Raw genomic sequence first — 25,316 nt, forward strand, 5'->3', positions numbered from 1 at the left:
AGCTGGACACGCGGGGGCGGACGGTGCGGCAGGTGCCCCCTCGCTGGCCCGGCAGTGGTACCGTGGCAGGCGTCCGGTCCGAAACGTGCCCCGCACGACGGTCGGGCGGCACCTGACACGAGGTGCGACGCCGTCTCAGGCGTCACCACACCCCCCTTCGCCGACGCACAGGCGTCGCGCGGGCCGCTGTGGGACGTGAACGGCTCCTCAGCTCCACCGGTTCAATCAGAACTCAACGATGCCCATGCGGGCACCGGGGGATCCATGTCACCGGCCCACAGGGTCAGGGACCCCCGCGTCGAAAGGACACGCGTGACCAACACCACCGACTCGGCCCCCGACGCCGCCCAGGCCCCCTCGGCCGGCGGCCGCCGCACCCGCGGCAGCGGGCTCGAGGCCATGCTCCTGCCCGAGCTCAAGCAGCTCGCTTCCACGATGGGCCTCAAGGGCGCCGGAGCGATGCGCAAGGGCGCGCTGATCGAGGCGATCAAGGACCGCCAGTCCGGCGGCGGCAGCGCGGCCCCGGCCGCCTCCCGTCCGCGCCAGGACCGCAGCGACCGGACCGCCGGGGCGGGCGACGGAGCCGCTCCGGCCGGCACCCAGACCGCCGCCGACGGCAGGTCCACCACCAGCACCACCGACGGCGGCCCCGCGAACGGTGCCGCCGAGGCCCCGACGCGACGCAGCGAGCAGGCGCCGGCCCGCGAGGACGGGGCGGGTCAGGCCGAGCTGCCGGCCACCGGCACCGCCCGTGAGGGCAGCAGCCGGCGCGGCCGTCGGCGCGGCAGCGCGGGCGACAGCTCCCTGGTGGCCGAGGTGGCCTCCAGCCTGGAGCGTGACTTCGGCGTCACCACCCGTGGCGAGGAGAGCCCGGCCCGCGGCGAGGGTGACCAGCAGGCTCGCGAGCGCCAGCCCCAGCGTGAGGAGGACCGGCAGGGCGGCGGCTCCCAGGACCGCTCCGACGACCAGGGCGAGCGCGGCGGTCGCCGCGAGGACCGCCAGCGCGACGACCGCCAGGCCGGGCGCCAGAACGACGACCGCCAGGGCGGACGCCAGAACGAGGACCGTCAGGGCGGACGCCAGAGCGAGGACCGTCAGGGCGCGCGCCAGGGCGACCAGCAGGACCGCCGCGGCAACCAGAACGGCGGCGGCCAGAACGGTGGCGGCCAGAACGGCGGCGGTCAGCAGTCCAGCCAGGGCGCGGACTACGACGACGACGGCGGGGGCCGTCGCGGCCGTCGGCGGCGCAACCGCGGTGAGCGCAGCGAGCGCGGTGAGCGCGGTGAGCGCCAGGGCCGGCGCCAGACCCGCGGCGGCGGGGGCGGCGAGCGCTTCGAGGCCGAGCCCGTCATCACCGAGGACGACGTCCTGGTCGACGTCAGCGGCATCCTCGACGTGCTGGACAGCTACGGCTTCGTCCGCCGCACCGGCTACCTCCCCGGTCCCAGCGACGCCTACGTGCCCATGTCGATGCTGCGCAAGCACGGACTGCGCAAGGGCGACGTGGTCACCGGCGCGATCAAGGCCGGCGGCAAGGAGGGGGACCGCAAGGAGAAGTACAACCCCCTGGTCCGGCTGGACACCGTCAACGGCGCCTCCCCCGAGCAGGCCCTGAACCGGCCCGAGTTCGGCAAGCTGACCCCGCTCTACCCGCAGGAGCGCCTGCGGCTGGAGACCACGGCCACCAACATGACCAACCGGATCATCGACCTGGTGGCCCCGATCGGCAAGGGCCAGCGTGGTCTGATCGTCTCCCCGCCCAAGGCGGGCAAGACCCTGGTGATGCAGTCCATCGCCAACGCGATCACCACCAACAACCCCGAGATGCACCTGATGGTGGTGCTGGTCGACGAGCGTCCCGAGGAGGTCACCGACTTCCAGCGCACGGTCAACGGTGAGGTCATCGCCTCCACCTTCGACCGTCCCGCCAGCGACCACACCATCGTCGCCGAGCTGGCCATCGAGCGGGCCAAGCGCCTGGTCGAGCTGGGTCACGACGTGGTGGTGCTGCTGGATGGCATCACCCGGCTGGGTCGGGCCTACAACCTGGCCGCCCCGGCCAGCGGCCGCATCCTCTCCGGTGGTGTGGACTCCGCGGCGCTGTTCCCGCCCAAGCGGTTCTTCGGCGCGGCGCGCAACATCGAGGACGGCGGCTCGCTGACCATCCTCGCCACGGCGCTGATCGAGACCGGCTCGAAGATGGACGAGGTGATCTTCGAGGAGTTCAAGGGCACCGGCAACATGGAGCTCCGGCTGCGCCGTGAGTTCGCCGACAAGCGGATTTACCCGGCCGTGGACGTCGACGCCTCCAGCACCCGCCGCGAGGAGCTGCTGATGAGCCGCGAGGAGCTGCAGATCGTCTGGAAGCTGCGTCGGGTGCTCTCGGGCCTGGACGGGCAGCAGGCGCTGGAGATGCTGCTGAACCGGATGCGCAAGACGCAGACCAACACCGAGTTCCTGATGGTGATCAGCAAGACCACCCCGGCTCGTCCCGGCGACGAGTGAGGCCCGGCGCCCGGGGCGGAATAGTTGCCCGCCCCGGGACGCTGAGGCACAATGATCCGCTGGTGCCGGTTCACGTCCTGTGTCGCAGGGCGACCCGGCGCCGTACCGACGAGGAGATCCCATGAAGGCCAACGTCCACCCGAACTACGTGGAGACCCAGGTGAGCTGCACCTGCGGGAACACGTTCACCACGCGCAGCACGAGCGACCGCGGCAGCCTCCGCGTCGAGGTCTGCTCCGCCTGCCACCCGTTCTACACCGGCAAGCAGAAGATCCTCGACACCGGCGGTCGCGTGGCCCGCTTCGAGAAGCGCTACGCCAAGAAGTCCTGACGCCTCGAGCGTCCCAGCGGCGTCGGGGGGCTGGTCCGCCAGCCTCCCCGGCGCCGCTGCGTCGTGTCCGGGGTCGTGACCGCGGCGGTGCCGACACCGCCGGAGTGAGGGAGAACCGATGAGCGAGGCCTTCGACGCCGCCGCCCCCGCGCTGCGCGCCGAGCTCGCCGAGCTGGAGCGCCAGCTCTCCGACCCCGAGGTGCACGCCGACCCGGCACGGGTGCGTCGGATCGGGCGCCGCTACGCCGAGCTGACCCCGACGGTGAAGGCGCTGGAGCGGCTGGACGTGGTGACCGCCGACCTGCGCGCCGCCCGCGAGCTGGCGCCCGAGGACGAGTCCTTCGCGCTCGAGGCCGAGCAGCTGGAGCGTCGCCGGGTCGAGCTCACCGACGAGCTGACCCGGCTGCTGGCCCCGCGCGACCCCAACGACCCGAGCGACGTCATCCTGGAGATCAAGTCCGGTGAGGGCGGTGAGGAGTCGGCCCTCTTCGCCGGGGACCTGCTGCGGATGTACACCCGCTACGCCGAGGCCTCCGGCTGGAAAATCGAGGTGCTGGACGCCCAGCAGACCGACCTCGGCGGGTACAAGTCGGTCACCGTGGCGGTCAAGGCCACCTCCCCCGGCGTGCCGGAGTCGATGCCCTACGCCCGGCTGAAGTTCGAGGCCGGGGTGCACCGGGTGCAGCGGGTGCCGGTGACGGAGTCCCAGGGTCGCGTGCACACCTCGGCCGCCGGCGTGCTGGTGATGCCGGAGGTGGAGGAGACCGAGGTCGAGCTCTCCGAGGACGACCTGCGCATCGACGTCTTCCGCTCCTCAGGTCCCGGCGGCCAGGGGGTCAACACCACCGACTCCGCGGTCCGGATCACGCACCTGCCGACCGGGCTGGTGGTCTCCTGCCAGAACGAGCGGTCCCAGCTGCAGAACCGCGAGCAGGCGATGCGGATGCTGCGGAGCCGGCTGGCCGCGCTGGCCGAGGAGCAGGCCGTGGCCGCAGCCTCGGCGGCGCGACGCTCCCAGGTGCGCACGGTCGACCGCGCCGAGCGGGTCCGCACCTACAACTACCCCGAGAACCGCTTCGCCGACCACCGGATCGGCTTCAAGTCCCACGACCTCGACCACGTCCTCGGCGGTGCGCTGCAGCCCGTGGTCGACGCGCTGCAGGCGGTGGAGGTGGCCGAGCGGCTCGAGCAGGCCGGCCGGTGAGCGGCGCGGCGCTGCAGCGGCAGCTGCGCGAGGGCGCGGAGCTGCTGCGCCGGGCCGACGTCCCGGCCCCCGAGGCGGAGGCCCGGATCCTGGCCTGCCACCTGCTCGGTGTCGACCCGACCGGCCTGTTCACCGCCGCGGCGATGGACCGGGCCCAGCACGAGGGCTTCCTGGAGCTGCTCGCTCGCCGGGCCGCCGGGGCGCCGGTGCAGCACCTGACCGGGGAGGCGTGGTTCCGCCACGTCCGCCTGGAGGTCGGTCCCGGCGCCTTCGTGCCCCGGCCCGAGACCGAGGTGATGGTGGGCTGGGTGGTCGAGCAGCTGGCCGGCCTCGGCCCGTCACCGCTGGTGGTGGACCTGTGCAGCGGCTCCGGGGCCATCGCCCGTGCCCTGGCCGACGAGGTGCCAGGGGCCCGGGTGCACGCGGTGGAGCTGTCCGAGGACGCGCTGGTCTGGGCCGGGCGCAACCTGGCCGGGACCGGGGTCGAGCTGCACGCCGGCGACATGGCCGACGCCCTCCCCGAGCTGGACGGGCAGGTGGACGTCGTGGTCTGCAACCCGCCCTACATCCCGCTGGAGGCCTGGGAGTCCGTCGCCGCCGACGTCCGCGACCACGACCCGCACCTGGCGCTGTTCTCCGGGGCCGACGGGCTGGACGCGATGCGGGTGCTGGCCGACGTGGCCGCCCGGCTGCTCCGCAGCGGTGGCCGGCTGGCCGCCGAGCACGCGGAGGTGCAGGAGCACTCGGTGGTGCAGCTGTTCCTCGACCACGGGCGGTGGTCCGACGTCCGCGACCACCGCGACCTCAACGACCGTCCCCGCTTCGTCACCGCCGTCCGGCACTGAGCCGGGGTCCGGACGTGCCCGCCCGGGACGGCCGGTGACCGGGCTGGATCAGGGGCGGCGGACCCCGGTCACGTTGAGCATCACCGCGTAGAGCGAGGTGGTCGCGGTGACGTAGAGGACGTTCCCGCGGGCACCGCCGAAGGTGAGGTTCGCCGTCGTCTCGGGGAGCAGCAGCTTCCCCAGCAGCGTCCCGTCCGGGGCCAGGCAGTGCAGCCCGTCACCGGCGGCCAGCCAGAGCCGTCCGCGGGAGTCCAGCCGCAGCCCGTCGAAGCCGCCGGAGGTGCACTCGGCCAGCACCCCCCGGTCGCGGAGGGAGCTGCCGTCGACGTCGAGGGCCCGGACGTGGCCGCGACCGGTGTCGGTGACGTAGAGCACCGACTCGTCGGCGGAGAAGGCCAGCCCGTTGGGCCGGTCGAAGTCCTGTGCGACCACGTCCAGGGTGCCGTCGGGGGAGACGCGGTAGACGTGGCAGCCGTCGACCTCGCGCTCGCCGGGGTGTCCCTCGTAGCCGTCGTCGATGCCGTAGCTGGGGTCGGTGAACCAGACCGATCCGTCGGAGGCCTCCACCACGTCGTTGGGGCTGTTCAACCTCCCGCCCTGCCAGCGGTCGGCCAGCACCGTGCGGCGGCCGTCGTGCTCGACGCGGGTGACCCCGCGGGTGCCCTGCTCGCAGCTCAGCACCCGACCGGCCCGGTCCAGGCTGTGCCCGTTGTGGAACCCGGCGGGCTGCAGCCAGACGTCCACCCGGCCGGTGGTCTCGTCCAGGCGCAGCACCCGGTCGTTGGGGATGTCGCTGAACAGCACGCAGCGCCAGGCCGGCACGTGCACCGGTCCCTCCAGCCAGCGGCCGCCGTCGAAGAGCCGCTGCACGTGCCGGTCGCCACGGACGTCGGCGAACCGGTCGTCCAGGACCTCCAGCCCCAGCGGGAGCAGGGGCGGGGTGGTCAGGTCGGAGCTGGTCCAGGTCATCAGTACAGCCTCTCGGCGTAGGAGGGTCCGTAGTAGCGCTCGAGCTCGGCCAGGTCGTCCTCAGGACGCTCCAGCGCCTGGGCGATCCGGGCGCGGGAGGGGAGGGCGTCGGGCTGCCAGGAGTCCGGTTCCCACAGCCGCGAGCGCAGGAAGGCCTTGGCGCAGTGGGAGAACACCTCCTCGATCTCGACCTCCAGGGCCAGCACCGGCCGGCTGCCGCGCACCTCCAGCTGGTCGAACCACTCCGCGTCGCGGAGCAGCCGCGCCCGCCCGTTCACCCGGAGCGTGTCCCCACGACCCGGGACCACGAAGAGCAGACCCACGTGGGGGTTCTGCAGCACGTTGCGGTAGCCGTCCACGCGGCGGTTGCCCGGACGCTCGGCGATGGCCAGGTGCCGGTCGTCCAGGACGTGCACCAGGGAGCCCGCCGGGTCGCCCTTGGGGCTGGTGTCGCAGCGCCCCTCGGCGTCGGACGTGGCCAGCACGCAGAACGGGGAGGCGGCCAGCCACTCGACGTCGAGGCTGGTCAGCCGTGGCCGGACCTTGTCCCGGGTGCGGGGGAGCGGCAGCCCGATCAGCTCCTCCAGCTCGGCGGTGCTGGTGACGACCTCTGGGCTCGCGGCGACCATGCCCCCATCATGTCGGTCCGGCGCCCTGCCGTGCGAGGTGGATACCCCCTCACGTCGGGGACGGCCCGGGTGGGGTCGTTCTGGCAGGATGCCTGGCGTGAGCGAGCAGGGAAGTGCGGACGTGGTGGACGACCAGACCTACGAGCGGTTCGACTGCACCGGGGACGAGCTGCCCCGCGGGGCCGCGGCCGCCCGGGAGGCCGTCAACCGCGGCGAGTGCGTGGTCCTGCCCACCGACACCGTCTACGGCATCGGGGCCGACGCCTTCTCCGCCGAGGCCGTCCAGCGGCTGCTCGACGCCAAGGGCCGTGGTCGCGACATGCCGCCCCCGGTGCTGATCGCCGACCCGCGCGTCCTCAAGGCGCTGGCCACCGACGTCCCCACCCAGGCCGACCAGCTGGTGGCCCGGCACTGGCCGGGCCCGCTGACCGTGATCTGCAAGGCCCAGCGCAGCCTGCAGATGGACCTGGGAGACACCGAGGGCACCATCGCGCTGCGGGTCCCCGACCACGACGTCGCCCGCACCCTGCTGCGCCGCACCGGCCCGCTGGCCGTGAGCAGCGCCAACCGCTCCGGCCAGCCGGCCGCCACCGACGTGGACAGCGCGGTGGAGCAGCTGGGTGGCCGGGTCCGGGTCTACCTCGACGCCGGCCCCACCCCGGGTCCGGTCGCCTCCAGCATCGTGGACTTCACCCAGTCCGACGAGGGGGTGCTGGTCCGTGAGGGCGTGCTGAGCCTGGAGGTCCTGCAGGAGACCCTGCCCGGGCTCCTGGTCAGCGACACGGTGGCCGCCCAGCGGCAGGCCGCCGCAGCGGCCGCAGCGTCCACCGGGGACTCCTCCCCCGAGGACTCCTCGCCCGAGGGATCCGGGACCGATCAGGCGCAGACGGGCACCACCGGTGCGGAGGCCGGCGACGTGGCGGCGACCGGAGGTCCGGACGACCCGCTGCCGCCGGAGGGGACGACCGGGATGGCGACGGACGACGGCGGGCCGACGGACGACGCCGAGCCGACGGACGACGCCGGGTCGGCGGGGACGACGGGTGCGGACGGCAGCCGCGTGGCCGCGCGAGCCATGACCGCCACGGAGGAGCCGGACGCCGGCGCCGCGACCGAGGTCGTGCCGTCCGACGGCACCGAGGTCGCCACCACGGGGGAGGGGACCCAGGTGGTCACCGCCGGCTCCGGGTCGGAGGTGGTGACCGGCGAGGGCACCCGCACGCTGACCACCGGTGCGGGCACCGAGGTGATCACCTCCGGCGCGGCGCCGACCGACACCCCCGAGGCCGGGACCGAGGCAGCAGGACCCGCCCCCGTGCCCGCGGAGTCGGTCGTGGTCACCACCGGTCCGGACGGGGACTCGGTGGAGGTGGAGCACGGCTCGCAGGAGACCGAGGTGGTCGCGCCGGTGCGGGTCGACGCCCCGGAGGCGACCGGCGACGAGGACGGGCGGGACGAGGCGGGCACGGAGCACCGGGGCCGCGCACCCGATGCGTGAGTACCTCCTGGTGCTGCTGGTCGCCGCGGGCACCACGTACCTGCTGAGCGGGCTCTGCCGGCGGCTCGCCCTGCGGCTGGGGGCGGTGGCCGGGGTGCGGGACCGCGACGTGCACGTGGTGCCGATCCCGTACTTCGGCGGGGTGGCCATGCTGGCCGGGGTGGCCGCGGCCTTCCTGGTCGCCTCCCGGCTGCCGTTCCTGGGCAGCCAGCCGCTGGTCAGCCACGACGCCGGGTACGTGCTGCTCGCCGCCCTGGTCATCTGCCTGGTCGGGGTGCTCGACGACGTGTTCGACATGTCGGCCCTGGTCAAGCTGGCCGGGCAGGTGCTGGCGGCGGGGATCGTGGTGATCAACGGCGTCCGGATGATGTGGATCCCGCTGCCGGACCGCATCATCTCCCTGGACGACATCACCTCCATCGCCATCACGGTGTTCTTCATCGTGCTGTGCACCAACGCGGTGAACTTCGTCGACGGGCTGGACGGTCTGGCCACGGGCGTCGTGGCCATCGGGGCGCTGGCCTTCTTCACCTACTGCTACGTCCTGACCCGCGACCAGGACCTGGTGCGCGCCACCACGTCCGGGCTGATCGCGGTGGCCATCGCGGGGGTCTGCCTGGGGTTCCTGCCGCACAACTGGTTCCCCGCCCAGATGTTCATGGGTGACTCCGGCTCGATGCTGCTGGGGCTGCTGCTGGCCAGCGCGACCATCAGCCTCACCGGCCAGTTCGACTTCACCCAGCTGCAGTCGGCGTCGGGGGGAGGGGCGGTGCTGCCGGCCTACCTCCCCCTGGTGCTCCCGGTGGCCATCCTGGCGCTGCCGCTGCTGGACGTGGTGCTGGCCTGGACCCGGCGCACCATGGCCGGGCGCTGGTGGTTCGTGCCGGACAAGCAGCACCTGCACCACCAGCTGCTGCGGCGCGGGCACTCCCACCGCGGGGCCGTGGCGCTGCTCTACCTCTGGTCCTGGCTGATCTCCTTCGGGTTGATCGGCATCGGTCTGACCCGCAACCCGTGGGTGGTGGCCGGGGTGGTCGCGGTGGCCCTGGCCGCGGCCGTGCTGACCGTCGTCCCCCCTCCGGGAGGACGCGACCGGAGCACGCCGGCGACCCCGGTGGCCTGAGCCCGGAGGGGTCGCGCGGGGGCCCGCGGGTTCGCTGGCCCGGAGCCGATTGTGCTAGTTTTCACAAGCCCCCGGCGGGGGTGATCACCTAGGCCGACGACAGGATCTCGACCACGATGACCAGCAGGAGCAACGACGCCAGCGGGCCAACGCCCGCCAGCGCCGCTCAGGCTGTCGTGCTCGCGGACCGGGCCCGGCGCCTGCTGGTCGGCGGGATGGTGGGCGCGCACGTCCTGGCCCTCCCCGTGCTGATCGGCTTCGCCGTGGCCGACGGCGCCCGCGCGCTGGTCTCCGGGCTCTTCGGGCTGGCCCTGGTGGTCTTCTTCCACGCGGTCGGCCAGGCCACCCAGATCCGCTTCGCCGGCTCGGACCCGCGCACCCTGATGCGGGCCTCGCTGCTGTCCTACGCCCTCCGCACCGCCCTCCTCGGGCTGGCCGTGGTGGGCTGGGTCAACCTGCCGCCGGAGTCGCAGGCCCGGGTGAACCCGATGGCCCTCTCGATGGTCGCCGCGGCCGCCGTGGTGGGCTGGATGGTGGCCCTCGTGCGCACCTACTCCCGTCTCCGGATCCCGGTCTACGACGAGCCCGACGCGCCCGCTCGCGGCGTCTACGACAGTGCGTCGGAGATCACACCGGCGCCGGGGTCGCGGGCATGACCGGCGGCGTGCCGGCTGATAGTCTTCGGCGCAGTTCGGAAGAGACCCGGAAGGCCAGTGCGGCGGGCGAGCGGGAGGGCATGCGTGTCCTCTCCTACGTCCTCGCCGGACCGGTCGTCTACGGAGGGCTCGGGTGGGTGGGAGACCACTTCCTGGGCACGCAGTTCCTGCTCCCGGTCGGCGCGGTGCTCGGCATCGTGCTCTCCGTCTACATGATCGTCAAGCGCTACGGAGTCGCTACGTGAGCGGCGCACGCAGAGAGGAGTCCCCGTGGGTGTCCTGAGCCTGCCGGTCCCCATGAGGCTGCCGGTCCCGATGGACACCGGTGGCGAGGAGGGTGGCTGGCACACCCCGAGCCTGGAGGACTTCGACTTCGTCGGTGGCTTCGGCGGACCGGACTGGGTCAACAAGCCCTTCGTCCAGGCCGTGCTGGCCGCCGTGATCGTGATCGTGCTGTGGCTGCTGGCCTCCCGCAAGCTGCGGACGGTGCCGAGCAAGCGGCAGTTCATGAACGAGTACTTCTACAACTTCATCCGCAACGGGGTGGCGCTGGACGCCCTGGGGGCGCACGACTTCCGTCGCTACCTGCCGTACCTGCTGGGGCTGTTCTCCTTCATCTGGGTGAACAACCTGATGGGGCTGTTCCCGCTGCTGATGTTCCCCACGTTCTCCAACATCGGCTACGCCTGGGGCCTGGTGGCCCTGACGTACATCATCTACAACGTGGCCGGCGTCGCCCGGCACGGGATGAAGTACTTCAAGAACATGCTGCTCCCCGAGGGCGTGCCGCCGGCGCTGTGGATCGTCATCATCCCGATCGAGTTCCTGTCGAACTTCGTCATCCGCCCGCTCACGCTGGGCCTGCGACTCTTCGGCAACCTCCTCGCCGGTCACCTGGTGGTGCTGGTCTTCGTGACCGGTGGTGCCTACCTGCTCTTCGAGTCCGAGGGGATCGTCAACCGGCTGGCCGGTGGCGCCTCGCTCGTCTTCAGCTTCGCGATCTTCGCCCTGGAGCTGCTGGTGAGCTCGCTGCAGGCCTACATCTTCACCGTCCTGACCGCTCAGTACGTGGCTTCGTCGCTCGCTGAGGACCACTGACCCCGACCGTCCACAGACCTCTCACTCAAGAGAACCTCCGAAAGGAACTCCCCAAATGGAAATCTCCGGCTCCATCAACCTGATCGGCTACGGCCTGGCCGTCATCGGTTCGGGCATCGGCGTGGGCATGATCTTCGCCTCGGTCATCCAGGGCACCGCCCGTCAGCCCGAGGCCCGTGGCGCCATGATGGGCACCGCGTGGATCGGGTTCGCCGTGGTCGAGGCGCTGGCCATCCTGGCGCTGGCCTTCTCCTTCGTCCTCCCGCTCTGAGCTCCTGATCATGCCCGTCCTGGAGACCAGCACAGGGATCGACTTCGGGCCGCTCCTCCCGCACTACCTGTCCGAGATCGTCATGGGCATCCTGCTCATGGTCGTGATCTACCTGGTGATGCGGGCGAAGGTGGTTCCCGCGTTCGAGAAGATGTACGAGGAGCGCCGCGCCTCCATCGAGGGTGGCATGGAGAAGGCCGAGGCCGCCCAGCGCGAGGCCGAGGCCGCCCTGGTCGAGTACAAGGCCCAGCTCGCCGACGCCCGCGCCGAGGCCGCCCGCATCCGCGAGGACGCCAAGAACCAGGGCGCGCAGATCCTGGCCGAGATGCGCGAGGAGGCCCAGGCCGAGTCCGCGCGGATCCGGTCCCAGGCCCACACCGCGATCGAGGCCGAGCGCACCCAGGTGGTCGCCCAGCTGCGCAGCGAGGTCGGTGGCCTGGCCACCACCCTCGCCGGTCGCATCGTGGGTGAGTCGCTGGACGACGACGAGCGTGCTCGTCGCACCGTCGAGCGCTTCCTGGTCGACCTCGAGTCCCAGCCGGCTGCCCAGCAGACGACGGCGGGGAGCGGTACGGCATGAGCCAGACCACCCGCGCCGAGGACACCCGGCTGTCCGTGCTGGACGGCGTGCTCGACGGCCAGCACGACGTGGCCGTCGCCTCCGACCTGTTCGCCGTGGTCGACCTGCTGGAGTCCCAGCCGGCCGTCCGGCGGGCGCTCACCGACCCGGGGCGGGCCGTCCGCTTCCGTCAGCAGCTGGCCACCAACCTGCTGCACGGCCGGGTCAGCGAGGCGGCGCTCGCCGTGGTCCGTGCGGCCACCGAGCACCGCTGGGCGTCCGGCTCGACCTTCGTCGCGGCGCTGGAGCGCCAGGGCGTGCGGGCCGAGCTGCGCGGGTCCGCCGGCGGGGGTGAGCTCGACGAGATCGAGGACGAGCTCTTCCGCTTCGGTCGCCTGGTCGCCTCCGACCAGGAGCTCCGCCACGCCGTCTCCGACCGCTCGCGGTCGCTGCAGGGGCGCCAGGAGCTCGTGGCGAGGTTGCTCGTGGGCAAGGTCCGTCCGGCCACCGCGGCACTCGCGGTGCGGGCGGTCAAGGGTCGGGAGCACAACTTCGACCGCACCCTGGACAGCTACCTCGAGCTCGCCGCCCAGACCCGGCAGCGGTCGGTGGCCACCGTGCGGGTGGCCCGTCCGCTGGACGACGACCAGGCCGCCCGGCTGCGGGCCGCGTTGTCGCGCCAGGCGGGCCGTGACGTGGCGATGCACGTCGTGGTGGATCCTGAGGTCCTGGGTGGTATCCGGGTCGAGCTCGGGGACGAGCTCATCGAGGGCACCGTGGCCGCGCGCCTCGAGGACGCCCGTCGCAAGCTGCAGTGATCGCCGGCAGCACCAGAACACACACGCACGACACGAGAGCTAGGGACTGACTGATGGCGGAACTCACTATCCGGCCCGACGAGATCCGGGACGCACTGGACCGGTTCGTCCAGGACTACACGCCCGACGCATCCTCCCGCGAGGAGGTCGGCACCGTCATCACCTCCGGTGACGGCATCGCCCGGGTCGAGGGCCTGCCCTCGGCCATGGCCAACGAGCTGCTCGAGTTCGAGAACGGCGTCCTCGGCATCGCCCTGAACCTCGACGTCCGCGAGATCGGCGTCGTGGTGCTCGGGAACTCCGAGGGCATCGAGGAGGGCTCCGCGGTCCGCCGCACCGGTGAGGTGCTCTCGGTCTCCGTCGGTGACGGCTACCTCGGCCGCGTGGTCGACGCCATGGGCAACCCGATCGACGGCCTGGGCGAGATCACCCCGCTGGACAGCCGTCGTCCGCTCGAGCTCCAGGCCGCCGGCGTGATGGACCGCCAGGAGGTCCGTGAGCCGATGCAGACCGGTCTGAAGGCCATCGACGCGATGATCCCGATCGGCCGCGGCCAGCGCCAGCTGATCATCGGTGACCGCAAGACCGGCAAGACCGCGATCGCGATCGACACGATCATCAACCAGAAGGCCAACTGGGAGTCCGGCGACCCGAGCAAGCAGGTCCGCTGCGTCTACGTGGCGATCGGCCAGAAGGGCTCGACCGTGGCCGAGCTCCGCGGTGCCCTCGAGGCGGCCGGCGCGCTGGAGTACACGACCATCGTGCACGCCCCCGCCTCGGACCCGGCCGGCTTCAAGTACATCGCGCCCTACACCGGCTCGGCCATCGGCCAGCACTGGATGTACGACGGCAAGCACGTCCTGATCGTCTTCGACGACCTGACCAAGCAGGCCGAGGCCTACCGCGCCATGTCGCTGCTGCTGCGTCGTCCCCCGGGCCGTGAGGCCTACCCCGGCGACGTCTTCTACCTCCACTCCCGGCTGCTGGAGCGTTGCGCCAAGCTCTCCAACGAGCTCGGCGGTGGCTCGATGACCGGTCTGCCGATCATCGAGACGAAGGCCAACGACGTGTCGGCCTACATCCCCACCAACGTCATCTCGATCACCGACGGCCAGATCTTCCTGCAGTCGGACCTGTTCAACGCCAACCAGCGTCCCGCCGTGGACGTCGGCGTCTCGGTCTCCCGGGTCGGTGGCGCGGCGCAGATCAAGGCGATGAAGGGTGTCGCGGGCTCGCTGAAGCTGAACCTGGCCCAGTACCGCGACATGCAGGCCTTCGCCATGTTCGCCTCCGACCTGGACGCCACCTCCCGGCGCCAGCTGGAGCGCGGTGCACGGCTGACCGAGCTGCTGCGTCAGGGCAACTACGCGCCCTACCCGGTGGAGGACCAGGTCGTCAGCGTCTGGGCCGGCACCACCGGTCTGTTCGACGACGTCCCGGTCGACGACGTGCTGCGCTTCGAGAACGAGCTGCTGGAGCACCTGCGCCACAACTCGCCGGTGCTGCAGACCATCCGCGAGACGCAGAAGTTCGACGACGACACCGCCGCTGCGCTGACCCAGGAGATCGCCCGCTTCAAGCAGGGCTTCCAGACCTCCGACGGCAAGCTCCTGGTGGGCAACGAGCAGTCCGAGGCGATCGAGGAAGAGGACATCGAGCAGGCGCAGATCGTCAAGGGCAAGCGGGGCTGATCGGGGATGCCAGCCAGCCTGCGCGAGCTCCGGCAACGCCGGAACTCCGTCACCACCACCAAGAAGATCACCCGTGCGGTGGAGCTCATCGCCGCGTCGCGGATCATCAAGGCCCAGCAGAAGGCCACGGCAGCTGCGCCGTACGCCCGAGAGCTGACCCGCGCGGTGTCGGCGGTGGCGACCTACTCTGAGGTCGACCACCCGCTGACCACCGAGCAGGAGAACCCGCGTCGGGCGGCCATGGTGCTGATCACGTCCGACCGCGGTCTGGCCGGTGCCTACTCCTCCTCGGTGATCAAGCAGGGCGAGGGGCTGGGCGAGCGGCTGCGGGAGAACGGCCTGGAGGTCGCTCCCTACCTGGTCGGGCGCAAGGCGGCCGCCTTCTACGGCTTCCGCCGTCGTGAGGTCGCCGGGGCGTGGGCGGGGTTCTCCGACTCCCCGAGCTACGCCGAGGCCCGTGAGATCGCCGACACGCTGATCGAGGCCTTCCTGACGCCGACCGAGGAGGGCGGGGTGGACGAGATCCACATCGTCTTCACCCGGTTCGTCTCGATGCTGACCCAGCGGCCGGAGGTGATCCGGCTCCTCCCCCTGGAGGTGGTGGAGGGCGAGGAGGGCTCGACGGAGAGCAGCGAGGTGTACCCGCTGTACGAGTTCGAGCCCGATCCCGCCACGGTGCTGGACGAGCTGCTGCCGCTCTACGTGGCCAGCCGGATCCAGTACTGCCTGCTGCAGTCCGCGGCCTCCGAGCTGGCCAGCCGGCAGCGGGCGATGAAGTCCGCGACGGACAATGCCGAACAGCTGATCGAGCGGCTGACGCGTGAGGCCAACCAGGCGCGCCAGGCGGAGATCACCCAGGAAATCAGCGAGATCGTCGGTGGCGCAGCTGCGCTGGCCGACGCTTCCGAGAGCGAGTGAGAAGACAATGACTGCGACTGTCAACGACACCCAGACGGGCCACGGAGACGGGGGGACCGGCGTCGGTCGGGTCGCCCGCGTCATCGGACCCGTGGTCGACGTGGAGTTCCCCGCCGACCAGATGCCGGACCTGCTGAACGCTCTGCTGGTGGACCTGGAGGTGATGGGGGAGAAGCGCACCCAGACCCTGGAGGTCGCCCTGCACGTGGGCGACAACATGGTCCGCGCCATCTCGCTGAAGCCGACCGACGGGCTGCAGCGCGGCACCGCCGTGCGCGACACGGGCCAGCCGATCTCGGTGCCCGTGGGTGAGGTCACCAAGGGCCACGTCTGGAACGTGACCGGTGAGGTGCTCAACGTCGACCCGTCGAGCATCACCATCGAGGAGCGCTGGCCGATCCACCGCGGCGCCCCCAAGTTCGACCAGCTGGAGAGCAAGACCGAGATGCTGGAGACCGGCATCAAGGTGCTGGACCTGCTGACCCCCTACGTCCAGGGCGGCAAGATCGGCCTGTTCGGCGGCGCCGGGGTGGGCAAGACGGTGCTCATCCAGGAGATGATCTACCGCATCGCCCACAACTTCGGTGGCACCTCGGTGTTCGCCGGCGTGGGCGAGCGCACCCGCGAGGGCAACGACCTGATCAACGAGATGGAGGAGGCTGGCGTCCTCAAGGACACCGCCCTCGTCTTCGGCCAGATGGACGAGCCGCCGGGCACCCGGCTGCGCGTCGCCCTCTCGGCGCTGACCATGGCGGAGTACTTCCGCGACGTGATGAGCCAGGACGTGCTGCTCTTCATCGACAACATCTTCCGGTTCACCCAGGCCGGCTCGGAGGTCTCCACCCTCCTCGGCCGGATGCCGTCCGCGGTGGGCTACCAGCCCAACCTGGCCGACGAGATGGGTCAGCTCCAGGAGCGGATCACCTCGACCCGTGGTCACTCGATCACCTCGATGCAGGCGATCTACGTCCCGGCCGACGACTACACCGACCCGGCCCCGGCGACCACCTTCGCCCACCTGGACGCCACCACCGAGCTCTCGCGCGAGATCGCCTCGCGTGGTCTCTACCCGGCCGTGGACCCGCTGTCCTCGACCAGCCGGATCCTGGACCCGCAGTACATCGGCCAGGAGCACTACGACGTGGCCGTCCGGGTGAAGCAGATCCTGCAGCGCAACAAGGAGCTGCAGGACATCATCGCCATCCTCGGTGTCGACGAGCTTTCCGAGGAGGACAAGATCGTCGTCAACCGGGCCCGCCGGATCCAGCAGTTCCTCAGCCAGAACACCTACATGGCCGAGAAGTTCACCCAGATCGAGGGCTCGAGCGTCCCGCTGAAGGACACCATCGAGTCGTTCAAGATGATCACCAACGGTGACGTGGACCACATCGCCGAGCAGGCCTTCTTCAACGTCGGTGGCATGGACATGGTCATGGAGAACTGGGACCGCATCCAGAAGGAAGGCTGAGCATGGCCGAGCAGACCCAGGGCGTGCTGCGCGTCGAGGTGGTCTCTGCCGACCGCTCGGTCTGGTCCGGTGAGGCGCGATCGGTCACGGCGCGCACCACCGAGGGCGACATCGGCATCCTGCCCGGCCACTCGCCGGTGCTCGGTGTGCTCGTCCCGTCGGGGGTGGAGATCCTCACCACCGACGGCCAGCGCGAGGTGGTGGCCGTGGACGGCGGTTTCGTCTCCGTCGCCCAGGGCCGGGTCTCGATCCTGAGCGAGTACGCCGCCATGGGTGGCGAGATCGACGCCGGCCGGGCCCGCACCCAGCTGGACGAGCTGCTCGGTCGCGTCGACGACCACGAGCCGGACGTCGAGCTGGAGGCGGCCATCGCCAGGGCGCGCGCCCAGGTGGCCGCCGCCGAGCGGGCTCGCTGACGGTCGGTCGGTCGGCCGCACGCGGGTAGGGTTCGTCCATGGAGTGGCTGGGGGTCGTCGAGGGCGTCCTCGTCGTCCTGGCCCTGGCGGTCCTGCCGCTCGTGCTCTTCGCCCTCCGCCGACGCTGGCTGGCCCGCCGCGGCAGCATGTTCGAGTGCGCGCTGCGGCTGAGCACCAGAGGCACACGAGCAGGGACCCCGGGCGCCGGTTGGGCGCTCGGGGTCGCTCGTTACAGCGGCGACCGGCTGGAGTGGTTCCGGGTGTTCTCCCTGGCCTTCCGGCCCCGGCTGGAGATCACCCGCCGCGGGACCACGGTGCTGGAGACCCGGGCCCCCGACGACGCCGAGGTCTCGGCGCTGTACGGCAACCAGCGGGTCGTGGTGCTGACCGACGCCGACGGCCAGCAGATCGAGCTGGCGATGGAGGGGGGCTCGGTGACGGGGTTCCTCTCCTGGCTGGAGGCCGCACCCCCGGAGACCTGCTACCCCGTCTGACAGCCACGGCTGCCCGTGGGCGTCCTGGCCCGGGGCGGAGGGTCCCGCGTCCTAGGGTGGGGGTCATGGTGGTCATCTCGAAGGTCTACACCCGCACCGGCGACGGCGGGCGGACACGGCTGTCCGACATGTCGGAGACGTCGAAGACCGACCCCCGCGTCGACGCCTACGGCGACGTGGACGAGGCCAACTCCGTCATCGGCGTGGTCCTGGCCACCGGTGGCCTGCCCGACGACGTGGAGCGGGTGCTGGCCTTCCTGCAGAACGAGCTGTTCGACCTCGGCGCCGACCTGTCCACGCCGCTGGTCGCGGCGCCGGCGCACCCCCCGCTGCGGGTCGTCCAGGCGTGCGTGGACCGGCTGGAGCACTGGTGCGACGAGCTGGGGGAGGTTCTGCCGACGCTGCGCTCCTTCGTGCTGCCTGGTGGGTCCCCGGCGGCGGCCCACCTGCACGTCGCCCGGACGGTCGTCCGGCGCGCCGAGCGACGGGCCTGGGAGGCGGCGGCCGCCCACGGCACCGAGCCCACCGACGACGGCTCCCCGGGCGGGGTGAACCCGGTGGCGCTGACCTACCTGAACCGGCTGTCGGACCTGCTGTTCGTGCTCACCCGCCGGGTCAACGGGCCCGACGGCGAGGTGCTGTGGGTGCCCGGCTCGGACCGGGCGACCGCCGCGCCGCAGGACTGACGGGGTCCCGTCGGTCCCCGGCCGGTGTGGCGGCCTGTGGCAGGGTGGGGCCGTGCTGAAGCGAATCCTCCCCCTCGCCGCGGTGGCCACCCTCGTCGTGCTGCCGGCCTGCTCGCCCCCCACGAGCACCAACCCGACGACCCCGGGCGGTGCCGCCTCGACACCGGGGCCGACCCCGACCGCCGCCGGCGGACCGGCACCGCTGTGCGAGTACCTGCCCACCGGTGAGCCGGCCAAGCCGGTGGACCCGCCGGCGACGGAGGACATCGAGACCAGCGGCGAGGTGACCATCACCCTGCAGATGACCGAGGGACCGGTCAGCATCACCATGGACCGCGCCAACGCCCCCTGCGCCGTGCACTCCTTCGAGTCCCTGGCTGCCCAGGACTACTACGACGGCACCTCCTGCCACCGGCTGAGCGACTCCGGGCAGCTGCTGATGCTCCAGTGCGGCGACCCGACCGGCGACGGGACCGGCGGACCCGGGTACCGCTACGCCGAGGAGGTCACCGGCCAGGAGACCTACGACGCCGGCACCGTGGCCATGGCCAAGACGCAGGAGCCGAGCTCGACCGGTGGGCAGTTCTTCCTGGTCTACGACGACTCCGCGCTCCCGCCGGAGTACACCGTGGTCGGCCAGATGGACGAGGCCTCCCGCGCGGTGGTGGCCCGGATGTCGGCCGAGGGCCAGGACGGCAGCTACCCCGACGGCACCGGTCGTCCGAACAACCCCTCGGAGATCACCGACGTCACCGTCGGCTGATCCCTCCGCGCCCCGGCTCGACCGGCCTCGGTGGCGTCTCGCGCTGAGCGGCCCCGGCTGACCGCGACGTACCGGAGGCTCCGGGCCTGTCGGTGCCGCCCCGTAGCGTGACGGTCGTGGACATCGCCGTCGCCTGGGACGACACCGGGCTGGTGCTGTCGGTGCTGGACGCCGACGGCCGTCCCGTCGCGTCCGAGCGGCTGGTTCCCGGCCGCCCCGGGTGGCCGGCGCGGCTGGTCGAGCTCGAGGAGCAGCGGCCGCGCTGGGTCTGGGCCGACACCCGGGCGGTGGCGCCGCACCTGCTGCGCGCCGGCGTGCGGGTCCAGCGCTGCCTGGACCTGCGGCTCTGCCGGGCGGTGCTCGCCGCCAGCGACCGCTGCCACCCACCGCTCGAGCCGCACCCGGTCTGGCAGCGGCTGCCCACCCCGGCCGACGAGGGGGAGCCGACGCTGCTCGACCTGCCCGGGGTCACCGAGGGTCCGGACCTGGACGAGGTGGTGGCCGAGCTCGCCCGTCAGCGCGCCTGTCTCGTCACGGCCGAGCACGCGCACCGGCTGCGGCTGCTGCTGTCGGCGGAGTCCGCCGGGGCGCTGGTCGCCGCGGAGCTCAAGCACGACGGCATGCCCTGGGACCGCGGCGTGCACGAGGCCCAGCTGCGCGAGCTGCTGGGAGAGCGCAACGTCTTCGGCGGACGTCCCTCCAAGCTCGAGGCGCTCGCGGTCCGGGTCCGCGCCGAGCTGCGATCGCCCCGGCTCAACCCCGACTCCCAGCCCGAGCTGCTGCAGGCCCTGCGCTCGGCCGGGCTCCCGGTGCAGAGCACCCGGCAGTGGGAGCTGGAGGCCTGCGAGCACCCGGTCGTCGAGCCGCTGCTGGAGTACAAGAAGCTCTCCCGGCTGCTCACCGCCAACGGCTGGCACTGGCTCGACACCTGGGTCACCGACGGCCGCTTCCACCCCGACTACGTGGTCGCCGGCGTGGTCACCGGGCGGTGGGCCACCAACGGCGGGGGTGCGTTGCAGCTACCGCGCCAGATCCGCTCCGCCGTGGTCGCCGACCCCGGGTACCGGCTCGTCGTGGCCGACGCCGCCCAGCTGGAGCCACGGATCCTCGCCGCCATGTCCGCCGACGACCAGCTCGCCCGAGCCAGCAGCGGCAGCGACCTCTACGCCGGCCTGGTCGCCGACGGCGTGGTCGCCACCCGCGACCTGGCCAAGGTGGCCATGCTCGGCGCCCTCTACGGAGCCACCTCGGGGGAGTCCGGACGGCTGATGCCCCAGCTCGTGCGCCGCTACCCGCGGGCCACCGGGCTGGTCGAGCAGGCCGCCCGCACCGGCGAGCAGGGCGGGCGCGTCACCACCTGGCTGGGCCGCACCTCCCCGCAGCCCTCGGGCAGCGCCTCCTGGACGGCCCTCGGCGGGGAGGTCGGTGCGGAGGACCTCGCCGAGGGGGAGCGCCGCGACGCCCGGCGGATGAGCCGGGACTGGGGCCGCTTCACCCGCAACTTCGTGGTCCAGGGCAGCGCCGCGGAGTGGGCGCTGTGCTGGCTGGCCGGTCTGCGGCAGGCGCTGACCCGGATGGCCGAGGACCGGGGTGGGGTCCCGCGGCTGGCCTACTTCCTCCACGACGAGGTGATGGTGCACACCCCCGAACCGCTGGCCGACGCGGTGGTGGCCGCCGTCACCGACGCCGCCGCCCAGGCGTCCGGGCTGATGTTCGGCTCCACGCCGGTGGAGTTCCCGCTCAGCGTGGCCGTGGTCGAGCACTACGGCCAGGCGAAGTGACCCTCAACCCCGCAGGAACACCCACAGCACCGACAGGAACGCCTCGGGCTGCTCGGAGTGCACCCAGTGCCCGGCGCCCTTGACCGAGACCCGACGGGTCCGCGGGAACCACCGGCGCATGGCGGCCTCGTGCTCGGCGGTGATGTAGTCCGAGTCCTGCCCGCCGATCCAGACCGTCGGGCCGGCGTAGGGCTCGACCCCGGCCAGCTCCTGCTCCGGCCACGCCCCGATCGCCTCCAGCTGGTCCCCGAGCGCCTGCAGGTTCATCTGCCAGCGCCAGCCCGCGCCGCCCGACGGGTCCTCGGACCGGCGCAGGTTCTGCAGCAGGAAGCCGCGGACCACCGGGTCCGGGACGCCGGCGCGCAGCCCCTCCTCGGCCTCCGCGCGGCTCCCCGTCGACGCCAGGTCGACCGAGCGCATGGCCGCCACGTACCCGGCGAAGGTGCTCATCCGGGGGTAGGTCACCGGCGCCACGTCGACCACGGCGAGCCGCTCGACCAGCTCCGGGTGCCGCAGCGCCAGGGCCATCGCCACCTTGCCCCCCATCGAGTGCCCGACCAGCGTGACGGGGTCGTCGGCGGAGAACAGGGTGGCCACCCGGTCCGCCATGTCGAGGTGGTCGACCCGGTCGGTCCAGGCCGAGCGCCCGTGGTTGGGCAGGTCGACCATCAGCACCCGGTTCTCGCCGGCCAGTGCCTTGGCGACCTGGGTCCAGTTGCGTCCCTGGCCGAACAGGCCGTGGCAGAAGGCGACGAGCGGTCCGTCGGTACCCAGGGTGGTGGTGTGCAGCTCAGGCATCGGTCCTCGTGGGGTGGTCGGTCGGCGTCCAGTCTGTCAGCCGCGGACCTAGGCTCGGGACGTGTCCCCCGAGCCCGCCGCACCCGGCCGTCCCCGCACGACCCGGCGGGTCCGGATCGAGCACCTCGAGCCCGCCGTGCTGCGGGCGCTGGCCCTGGCCGACCTGACCGCGGCCCGGGCCGGCACCGGGACGCCCCTCTCACCGTGGTTGGTCGACCCGGTCTGCGTCCCGATCTGGCGGATGCGCGCCGAGCAGGTGGCCACCGACCCCGGGTCGGCGCGCTGGGTCACGGGCGTGGTGCTGGACGCCGACGAGCTGGTCCCGGTCGGCCGGGCCGGCTTCCACGGCCCACCCGACGGGCGCGGGATGGTCGAGGTCGGCTACGCCATCGACCCGGCCCGGCGCCGGCAGGGCTACGGCACGGCCGTGCTCGCGGCGCTGGTGGAGCGGGCCCGGGCCGAGCCCGGGGTGGTCGTCGTCCGGGCCAGCGTGGCGCCGGGCAACACCGCCTCGCTCGCCCTGGTCACCCGGGCCGGGTTCGTCCACGTCGGTGATCAGGTGGACGAGGAGGACGGTCCGGAGCTGGTGCACGAGCTGGTGCTCTGAGCGGCTCGGGGGCTCAGCGCCGCCAGCAGCCGCTGTGCCAGTGCCGTCGCGCACCCACACCGACGTCGACGCCGTAGGCCCCCGACGTCGGCCAGGCCACCACGTGCGGGGTCCCGGGGAGGATCGGGCGGTGGCAGGCGGGGCACGTGTAGGTCTTGGCGCCCGACCCGCCCGGGACGGAGCGGACCACCCAGCTGCCGTCGGAGGTCTCGGCCCGCTCGGCGCCCAGCGCCTCCGACAGGGGTCGGTGCGGGCGGCTGTGCTTGCTGGCCCGGCGTCGGTTGGGCACCTCAGCACCGCCCGGGGCGCGGGTGGCGGGAGCGGGGACGAGGCACGGATCGAGTCTGGCACACCCCCCGGCACCGACCTTCGCGTAGATTGCCCCGCTGTGAGACTGCTCGTAGCCCGTTGCCAGGTCGACTACGCCGGACGCCTGACCGCCCACCTGCCGATGGCGACCCGGCTGATCATGGTCAAGTCCGACTCCTCGGTCAGCATCCACGCCGACGACCGAGCCTACAAGCCGCTGAACTGGATGAGCCCGCCGTGCACGCTGACGGTGCGCGACCCCGCCCCCGACGAGCAGGCGGTCATCAGCGAGCTCGACGACCGCCTGACCCAGGTGTGGCAGGTGGTGGGCAAGGACGGCGACACCCTGCAGATCTCGATCGCGGAGGTGCTGCACGACTCCAGCCACGACCTCGGTGTCGACCCCGGGCTGCAGAAGGACGGGGTGGAGGCGCACCTGCAGGAGCTGCTGGCCGAGAACCCCGAGACCTTCGGGACGGGTGTCCGGCTGGTCCGGCGGGAGTACATGACCGCCATCGGCCCGGTCGACCTGCTGTGCCGCACCGCCGACGGCGCCCACCTGGCCGTGGAGGTCAAGCGGCGCGGCGAGATCGACGGCGTCGAGCAGCTCACCCGCTACCTGGAGCTGATGCGCCGCGACCCGCTGCTCGGTGAGGTCAAGGGCGTCTTCGCCGCTCAGCAGATCAAGCCTCAGGCACGGGTGCTGGCCACCGACCGGGGGATCGTCTGCGTGACCGTGGACTACGACGCCCTGCGCGGCCTGGACAACGCCGACGAGCGGCTCTTCTGAGGCCTCGCGCCGACCCCGGGGGAGGGCCCCGGCCGCTGGTAGGGTGCCGCTCGACCGAGCAGCCGGCAGAGCACGGAGGACGTGATGGCTGGACCCGCGACCGGCCTCCGGGCCGGGTCGGGAGCAGCGGCGCCCCCGGGCCGCCGCACCCTGCTGCGGGTCTCCCTCGCCCTCGGCGCCGCCGTCCTGGTGCTGCTGGGGCTGACCGCGGTGAACGTCCGGGCCAACGAGTCCCAGCTGTTCGAGCCCTCGCTGGAGGAGCTCCGCTCGGTGCCCGACGAGCACGGGGTCACCAAGGACGGCTACGCGGCCACCTCGCGGGCGGTCGCCGACGCCAGCCGGCCCCGCGACGCCGTCGCCGAGGCCGTCCGGACCTACTACCTGGCCCTGCTGGCCGGTGACGCCGAGATCGAGGGGGGCCCGGAGCTGCTCGCCGCCCTCGACCAGGCCGCGGCCAGCACCGAGAACCTGCCCGCCCTCGCAGCCCCCGAGGTCGCGGCCCTCAAGAGCGGCTACGACGAGGTCCAGCGGGCCTACCGGGAGGACCTGGACGCCCTGCTGGCCGACGCCGCCGCGCTGCACGAGGCCGGCGCCTGCCACCCCACCGCGCTCGCCGCGCTCGACCCGGGGGACCCGGCCACCCAGGAGACGGTGCAGGACTGCCGGGACACCCTGGAGGAGGTGGGTGGCGGATCGTCCCCGGTGGCCGACGTCGCCGCCGCGGGGGTGCCCTACCTCGACTACTGGGCCCGCGCCCTGGCCGCCGGTGACGTCGAGGCCGCTGCCGCGGGGTCCAGCTCCTACCTGGCGGCCTTCGGCGGGACCGTGGACCTGGGCATCAGGACGACCAACCGGATGGACGAGGCGGTCGACGGTGAGGGCGACGACCTCGTCAGCCACTGCGACCGCCGCTCGGCACTGCCGGCGGGGAGCTGAGTGACCGTGTCGCAGCCCCCTCCGCACCCGGGCCGGCCCCAGCACCCCGGCCAGCCCCAGCACCCCGGCCGGCCCCAGCACCCCGGACAGCCACCGGCGCCGACCCCCTGGCAGCAGCCCGGCCAGCCGCAGCCGCAGGCGCACGCGCCGTGGCCCGGGCCACCGGCCGGTGGTCCGCCGCACGGCGCGGGCCAGCCGCACCCCTCCGGGCGTCATCAGCCGCCCGGTCCGCCGCCCCAGGGGCGACCGGGGCAGCCGGGCGGGCGCGGTCCGGGCACCGGCGGCCCCGTGCCGGATCGCGGGCGCCGGTGGCCGCTGGTGCTGGTCTCGGTCCTGGGTGGGCTGCTGGTGCTCTCCCTGGTGCTGGTCAACGTCGCGGTCCTCGTCGACGGACCCTCGCGCCGGGAGCGGATGCGGATCCCGAACGAGGTCGGCGTCTCACCGGGGCAGTACCACGACGCCTGGGGCGCCACCCTGGACGCCGACGGCGCCCTCACCCGCGTCGACCGGGCCACCTCCTCCTACCTGACCGCGCTGCCCATCGGTGACGGCACGGAGGTGGTCAACGGCGCGGACCACCTGGCCCAGCTGGACCGGTCCGTGGCCGACCTGGCGGCCTCACCGGCCCGGCAGGACCCCGCCTTCGAGGCGCTGCACACCACCTGGACCCGGGAGGTGGAGCAGTACCGGGGGAGCCAGGCCACCTTCCTGGAGGCCACCACGGAGGCGGCCCCGGTGCTGGAGACCTGCAACCCCCACGCGCTGCCGGTGCACACCCCGCGCGAGCAGTCCAGCACGACGGTGCTCCGCGGCTGCGGGGAGGACCTGGACGCCCTCGGCGAGACCGGAGACCCGACCCTGGACGCGATCCTCGCCGAGGCGCGGCCGTACCTGGCGGAGTGGGCCGACGCCGTCGAGGAGGACCCCGCCGCGGTCGAGGCCGCGCGCGACGGCTACATCTCGGCCTTCGTGGAGGGCACGGCCCGGGCGGACCAGGAGCTGGACCGGGCCGACGACCCGGTCCAGGAGGCGCGGGCGGCGCTGGCCGACTACGCCGAGGAGCGCAGCGAGCCCTCCCGCTGAGCGCTCGCCCGCACCCCGACGACCCCTCGCACCAGCACGGCCCCGGTCGAGGACGTCGGACCGGTGACGG

General features: G+C 72.9%; 28 protein-coding genes. 24 read left to right on the forward strand and 4 right to left on the reverse strand.

Annotation, left to right across the window (positions count from 1 at the left end; all coding sequences use genetic code 11):
• Positions 1–312: 312 nt before the first annotated feature.
• The 4 genes from rho (at position 313) to prmC (ending at position 4,885) form a co-directional block, all read left to right on the forward strand.
• Positions 313–2,505, forward strand: a complete 2,193-nt coding sequence (gene rho / locus BLT52_RS13665) for a transcription termination factor Rho (RefSeq protein ID WP_407922606.1) — start codon at positions 313–315, stop codon at positions 2,503–2,505.
• A gap of 121 nt (positions 2,506–2,626) precedes the next feature.
• Complete coding sequence (rpmE, locus tag BLT52_RS13670; RefSeq protein ID WP_090594339.1) at positions 2,627–2,836, forward strand: 50S ribosomal protein L31; 210 nt, start codon at positions 2,627–2,629, stop codon at positions 2,834–2,836.
• A gap of 118 nt (positions 2,837–2,954) precedes the next feature.
• Positions 2,955–4,040: a peptide chain release factor 1 gene (gene prfA / locus BLT52_RS13675; RefSeq protein WP_090594341.1), complete on the forward strand. Its 1,086-nt coding sequence runs from the start codon at positions 2,955–2,957 to the stop codon at positions 4,038–4,040.
• Positions 4,037–4,885, forward strand: a complete 849-nt coding sequence (prmC, locus tag BLT52_RS13680) for a peptide chain release factor N(5)-glutamine methyltransferase (RefSeq protein ID WP_090594342.1) — start codon at positions 4,037–4,039, stop codon at positions 4,883–4,885. The genes prfA and prmC overlap by 4 nt, the downstream gene beginning before the upstream one ends.
• A gap of 48 nt (positions 4,886–4,933) precedes the next feature.
• Here the strand turns inward: prmC and BLT52_RS13685 are convergent, their stop codons facing one another.
• Positions 4,934–5,854: an SMP-30/gluconolactonase/LRE family protein gene (locus BLT52_RS13685; RefSeq protein ID WP_090594344.1), complete on the reverse strand. Its 921-nt coding sequence runs from the start codon at positions 5,852–5,854 to the stop codon at positions 4,934–4,936.
• Positions 5,854–6,483: a pyridoxamine 5'-phosphate oxidase family protein gene (locus BLT52_RS13690; protein WP_090594345.1), complete on the reverse strand. Its 630-nt coding sequence runs from the start codon at positions 6,481–6,483 to the stop codon at positions 5,854–5,856. Before BLT52_RS13690 ends, BLT52_RS13685 begins: the two co-directional genes overlap by 1 nt.
• Positions 6,484–6,580: 97 nt before the next feature.
• On the opposite strand from BLT52_RS13690, the gene BLT52_RS13695 reads away from it, so the two are divergent.
• The 16 genes from BLT52_RS13695 (at position 6,581) to BLT52_RS13770 (ending at position 20,723) form a co-directional block, all read left to right on the forward strand.
• Positions 6,581–7,981, forward strand: coding sequence for an L-threonylcarbamoyladenylate synthase (locus BLT52_RS13695; protein ID WP_231946319.1), 1,401 nt, complete (start codon positions 6,581–6,583; stop codon positions 7,979–7,981).
• Positions 7,974–9,104: an MraY family glycosyltransferase gene (locus tag BLT52_RS13700; RefSeq protein ID WP_090594349.1), complete on the forward strand. Its 1,131-nt coding sequence runs from the start codon at positions 7,974–7,976 to the stop codon at positions 9,102–9,104. The genes BLT52_RS13695 and BLT52_RS13700 overlap by 8 nt, the downstream gene beginning before the upstream one ends.
• 116 nt (positions 9,105–9,220) lie before the next feature.
• Positions 9,221–9,760 (forward strand): hypothetical protein, encoded by a 540-nt coding sequence (locus BLT52_RS13705; RefSeq protein ID WP_157677136.1) that lies wholly within the window; start codon positions 9,221–9,223, stop codon positions 9,758–9,760.
• Between the two features lie 80 nt (positions 9,761–9,840).
• Complete coding sequence (locus BLT52_RS21070) at positions 9,841–10,005, forward strand: hypothetical protein (protein WP_172804044.1); 165 nt, start codon at positions 9,841–9,843, stop codon at positions 10,003–10,005.
• Between the two features lie 70 nt (positions 10,006–10,075).
• The gene (atpB, locus tag BLT52_RS13715) at positions 10,076–10,858 is read left to right on the forward strand and encodes a F0F1 ATP synthase subunit A (RefSeq protein ID WP_090596769.1); all 783 of its coding nucleotides are present in this window, start codon (positions 10,076–10,078) and stop codon (positions 10,856–10,858) included.
• A 55-nt stretch (positions 10,859–10,913) separates the two neighbouring features.
• Positions 10,914–11,129 (forward strand): ATP synthase F0 subunit C, encoded by a 216-nt coding sequence (locus BLT52_RS13720; protein ID WP_090594353.1) that lies wholly within the window; start codon positions 10,914–10,916, stop codon positions 11,127–11,129.
• A 10-nt stretch (positions 11,130–11,139) separates the two neighbouring features.
• Positions 11,140–11,709: a F0F1 ATP synthase subunit B gene (locus BLT52_RS13725; RefSeq protein ID WP_090594355.1), complete on the forward strand. Its 570-nt coding sequence runs from the start codon at positions 11,140–11,142 to the stop codon at positions 11,707–11,709.
• Positions 11,706–12,506, forward strand: a complete 801-nt coding sequence (locus BLT52_RS13730; protein WP_090594357.1) for a F0F1 ATP synthase subunit delta — start codon at positions 11,706–11,708, stop codon at positions 12,504–12,506. The genes BLT52_RS13725 and BLT52_RS13730 overlap by 4 nt, the downstream gene beginning before the upstream one ends.
• Before the next feature lie 53 nt (positions 12,507–12,559).
• Complete coding sequence (atpA, locus tag BLT52_RS13735) at positions 12,560–14,197, forward strand: F0F1 ATP synthase subunit alpha (protein WP_090594359.1); 1,638 nt, start codon at positions 12,560–12,562, stop codon at positions 14,195–14,197.
• Between the two features lie 6 nt (positions 14,198–14,203).
• Positions 14,204–15,115 carry a F0F1 ATP synthase subunit gamma gene (locus BLT52_RS13740; protein ID WP_090594360.1) on the forward strand — a complete coding sequence of 304 codons (912 nt, stop codon included), beginning with the start codon at positions 14,204–14,206 and terminating at the stop codon, positions 15,113–15,115.
• Positions 15,116–15,122: 7 nt separating this feature from the next.
• Positions 15,123–16,583, forward strand: a complete 1,461-nt coding sequence (atpD, locus tag BLT52_RS13745) for a F0F1 ATP synthase subunit beta (protein WP_090594362.1) — start codon at positions 15,123–15,125, stop codon at positions 16,581–16,583.
• Positions 16,584–16,585: 2 nt separating this feature from the next.
• A complete protein-coding gene (locus BLT52_RS13750) occupies positions 16,586–16,999 on the forward strand; it encodes a F0F1 ATP synthase subunit epsilon (RefSeq protein ID WP_090594363.1) in 414 nt (137 codons plus the stop codon).
• Between the two features lie 38 nt (positions 17,000–17,037).
• Entirely contained in the window at positions 17,038–17,493 is a 456-nt protein-coding gene (locus BLT52_RS13755) for a DUF2550 domain-containing protein (RefSeq protein ID WP_090594365.1), read from the forward strand.
• Between the two features lie 65 nt (positions 17,494–17,558).
• Positions 17,559–18,179: a cob(I)yrinic acid a,c-diamide adenosyltransferase gene (locus BLT52_RS13760; RefSeq protein ID WP_090594366.1), complete on the forward strand. Its 621-nt coding sequence runs from the start codon at positions 17,559–17,561 to the stop codon at positions 18,177–18,179.
• Between the two features lie 52 nt (positions 18,180–18,231).
• Entirely contained in the window at positions 18,232–18,942 is a 711-nt protein-coding gene (locus BLT52_RS13765) for a peptidylprolyl isomerase (RefSeq protein WP_090594368.1), read from the forward strand.
• A 116-nt stretch (positions 18,943–19,058) separates the two neighbouring features.
• Entirely contained in the window at positions 19,059–20,723 is a 1,665-nt protein-coding gene (locus tag BLT52_RS13770; protein ID WP_090596771.1) for a bifunctional 3'-5' exonuclease/DNA polymerase, read from the forward strand.
• Between the two features lie 3 nt (positions 20,724–20,726).
• On the opposite strand, the gene BLT52_RS13775 is transcribed toward BLT52_RS13770, so the two are convergent.
• On the reverse strand, positions 20,727–21,521 hold the full coding sequence (locus tag BLT52_RS13775; RefSeq protein ID WP_090594370.1) for an alpha/beta fold hydrolase: 795 nt from the start codon (positions 21,519–21,521) through the stop codon (positions 20,727–20,729).
• Positions 21,522–21,582: 61 nt separating this feature from the next.
• On the opposite strand from BLT52_RS13775, the gene BLT52_RS13780 reads away from it, so the two are divergent.
• Entirely contained in the window at positions 21,583–22,128 is a 546-nt protein-coding gene (locus BLT52_RS13780; protein ID WP_090594371.1) for a GNAT family N-acetyltransferase, read from the forward strand.
• Positions 22,129–22,141: 13 nt separating this feature from the next.
• On the opposite strand, the gene BLT52_RS13785 is transcribed toward BLT52_RS13780, so the two are convergent.
• Positions 22,142–22,417, reverse strand: a complete 276-nt coding sequence (locus BLT52_RS13785; protein WP_090594373.1) for a hypothetical protein — start codon at positions 22,415–22,417, stop codon at positions 22,142–22,144.
• Positions 22,418–22,516: 99 nt separating this feature from the next.
• On the opposite strand from BLT52_RS13785, the gene nucS reads away from it, so the two are divergent.
• The 3 genes from nucS to BLT52_RS13800 all read left to right on the forward strand — a co-directional run bounded on the left by nucS (position 22,517) and on the right by BLT52_RS13800 (position 25,246).
• Complete coding sequence (gene nucS, locus BLT52_RS13790) at positions 22,517–23,227, forward strand: endonuclease NucS (RefSeq protein ID WP_090594374.1); 711 nt, start codon at positions 22,517–22,519, stop codon at positions 23,225–23,227.
• A gap of 84 nt (positions 23,228–23,311) precedes the next feature.
• Entirely contained in the window at positions 23,312–24,163 is an 852-nt protein-coding gene (locus BLT52_RS13795; RefSeq protein WP_090594376.1) for a hypothetical protein, read from the forward strand.
• Positions 24,164–24,451: 288 nt separating this feature from the next.
• On the forward strand, positions 24,452–25,246 hold the full coding sequence (locus BLT52_RS13800) for a hypothetical protein (RefSeq protein WP_157677137.1): 795 nt from the start codon (positions 24,452–24,454) through the stop codon (positions 25,244–25,246).
• The last annotated feature ends 70 nt before the right edge of the window (positions 25,247–25,316 follow it).

Source organism: Auraticoccus monumenti (assembly GCF_900101785.1).
GTDB classification, from domain to species: domain Bacteria; phylum Actinomycetota; class Actinomycetes; order Propionibacteriales; family Propionibacteriaceae; genus Auraticoccus; species Auraticoccus monumenti.

Bases quoted from the DNA above. Each gene is read 5' to 3' on its own strand.
- rpmE (WP_090594339.1), top strand. From the start codon at position 2,627: ATGAAGGCCAACGTCCACCCGAACTACGTGGAGACCCAGGTGAGCTGC.
- prfA (WP_090594341.1), top strand. From the start codon at position 2,955: ATGAGCGAGGCCTTCGACGCCGCCGCCCCCGCGCTGCGCGCCGAGCTC.
- BLT52_RS13685 (WP_090594344.1), bottom strand. From the start codon at position 5,854: ATGACCTGGACCAGCTCCGACCTGACCACCCCGCCCCTGCTCCCGCTG.
- BLT52_RS13690 (WP_090594345.1), bottom strand. From the start codon at position 6,483: ATGGTCGCCGCGAGCCCAGAGGTCGTCACCAGCACCGCCGAGCTGGAG.
- BLT52_RS13700 (WP_090594349.1), top strand. From the start codon at position 7,974: ATGCGTGAGTACCTCCTGGTGCTGCTGGTCGCCGCGGGCACCACGTAC.
- BLT52_RS13705 (WP_157677136.1), top strand. From the start codon at position 9,221: ATGACCAGCAGGAGCAACGACGCCAGCGGGCCAACGCCCGCCAGCGCC.
- BLT52_RS21070 (WP_172804044.1), top strand. From the start codon at position 9,841: ATGCGTGTCCTCTCCTACGTCCTCGCCGGACCGGTCGTCTACGGAGGG.
- atpB (WP_090596769.1), top strand. From the start codon at position 10,076: ATGGACACCGGTGGCGAGGAGGGTGGCTGGCACACCCCGAGCCTGGAG.
- BLT52_RS13720 (WP_090594353.1), top strand. From the start codon at position 10,914: ATGGAAATCTCCGGCTCCATCAACCTGATCGGCTACGGCCTGGCCGTC.
- BLT52_RS13725 (WP_090594355.1), top strand. From the start codon at position 11,140: ATGCCCGTCCTGGAGACCAGCACAGGGATCGACTTCGGGCCGCTCCTC.
- BLT52_RS13730 (WP_090594357.1), top strand. From the start codon at position 11,706: ATGAGCCAGACCACCCGCGCCGAGGACACCCGGCTGTCCGTGCTGGAC.
- atpA (WP_090594359.1), top strand. From the start codon at position 12,560: ATGGCGGAACTCACTATCCGGCCCGACGAGATCCGGGACGCACTGGAC.
- BLT52_RS13740 (WP_090594360.1), top strand. From the start codon at position 14,204: ATGCCAGCCAGCCTGCGCGAGCTCCGGCAACGCCGGAACTCCGTCACC.
- atpD (WP_090594362.1), top strand. From the start codon at position 15,123: ATGACTGCGACTGTCAACGACACCCAGACGGGCCACGGAGACGGGGGG.
- BLT52_RS13750 (WP_090594363.1), top strand. From the start codon at position 16,586: ATGGCCGAGCAGACCCAGGGCGTGCTGCGCGTCGAGGTGGTCTCTGCC.
- BLT52_RS13755 (WP_090594365.1), top strand. From the start codon at position 17,038: ATGGAGTGGCTGGGGGTCGTCGAGGGCGTCCTCGTCGTCCTGGCCCTG.
- BLT52_RS13760 (WP_090594366.1), top strand. From the start codon at position 17,559: ATGGTGGTCATCTCGAAGGTCTACACCCGCACCGGCGACGGCGGGCGG.
- BLT52_RS13775 (WP_090594370.1), bottom strand. From the start codon at position 21,521: ATGCCTGAGCTGCACACCACCACCCTGGGTACCGACGGACCGCTCGTC.
- BLT52_RS13795 (WP_090594376.1), top strand. From the start codon at position 23,312: ATGGCTGGACCCGCGACCGGCCTCCGGGCCGGGTCGGGAGCAGCGGCG.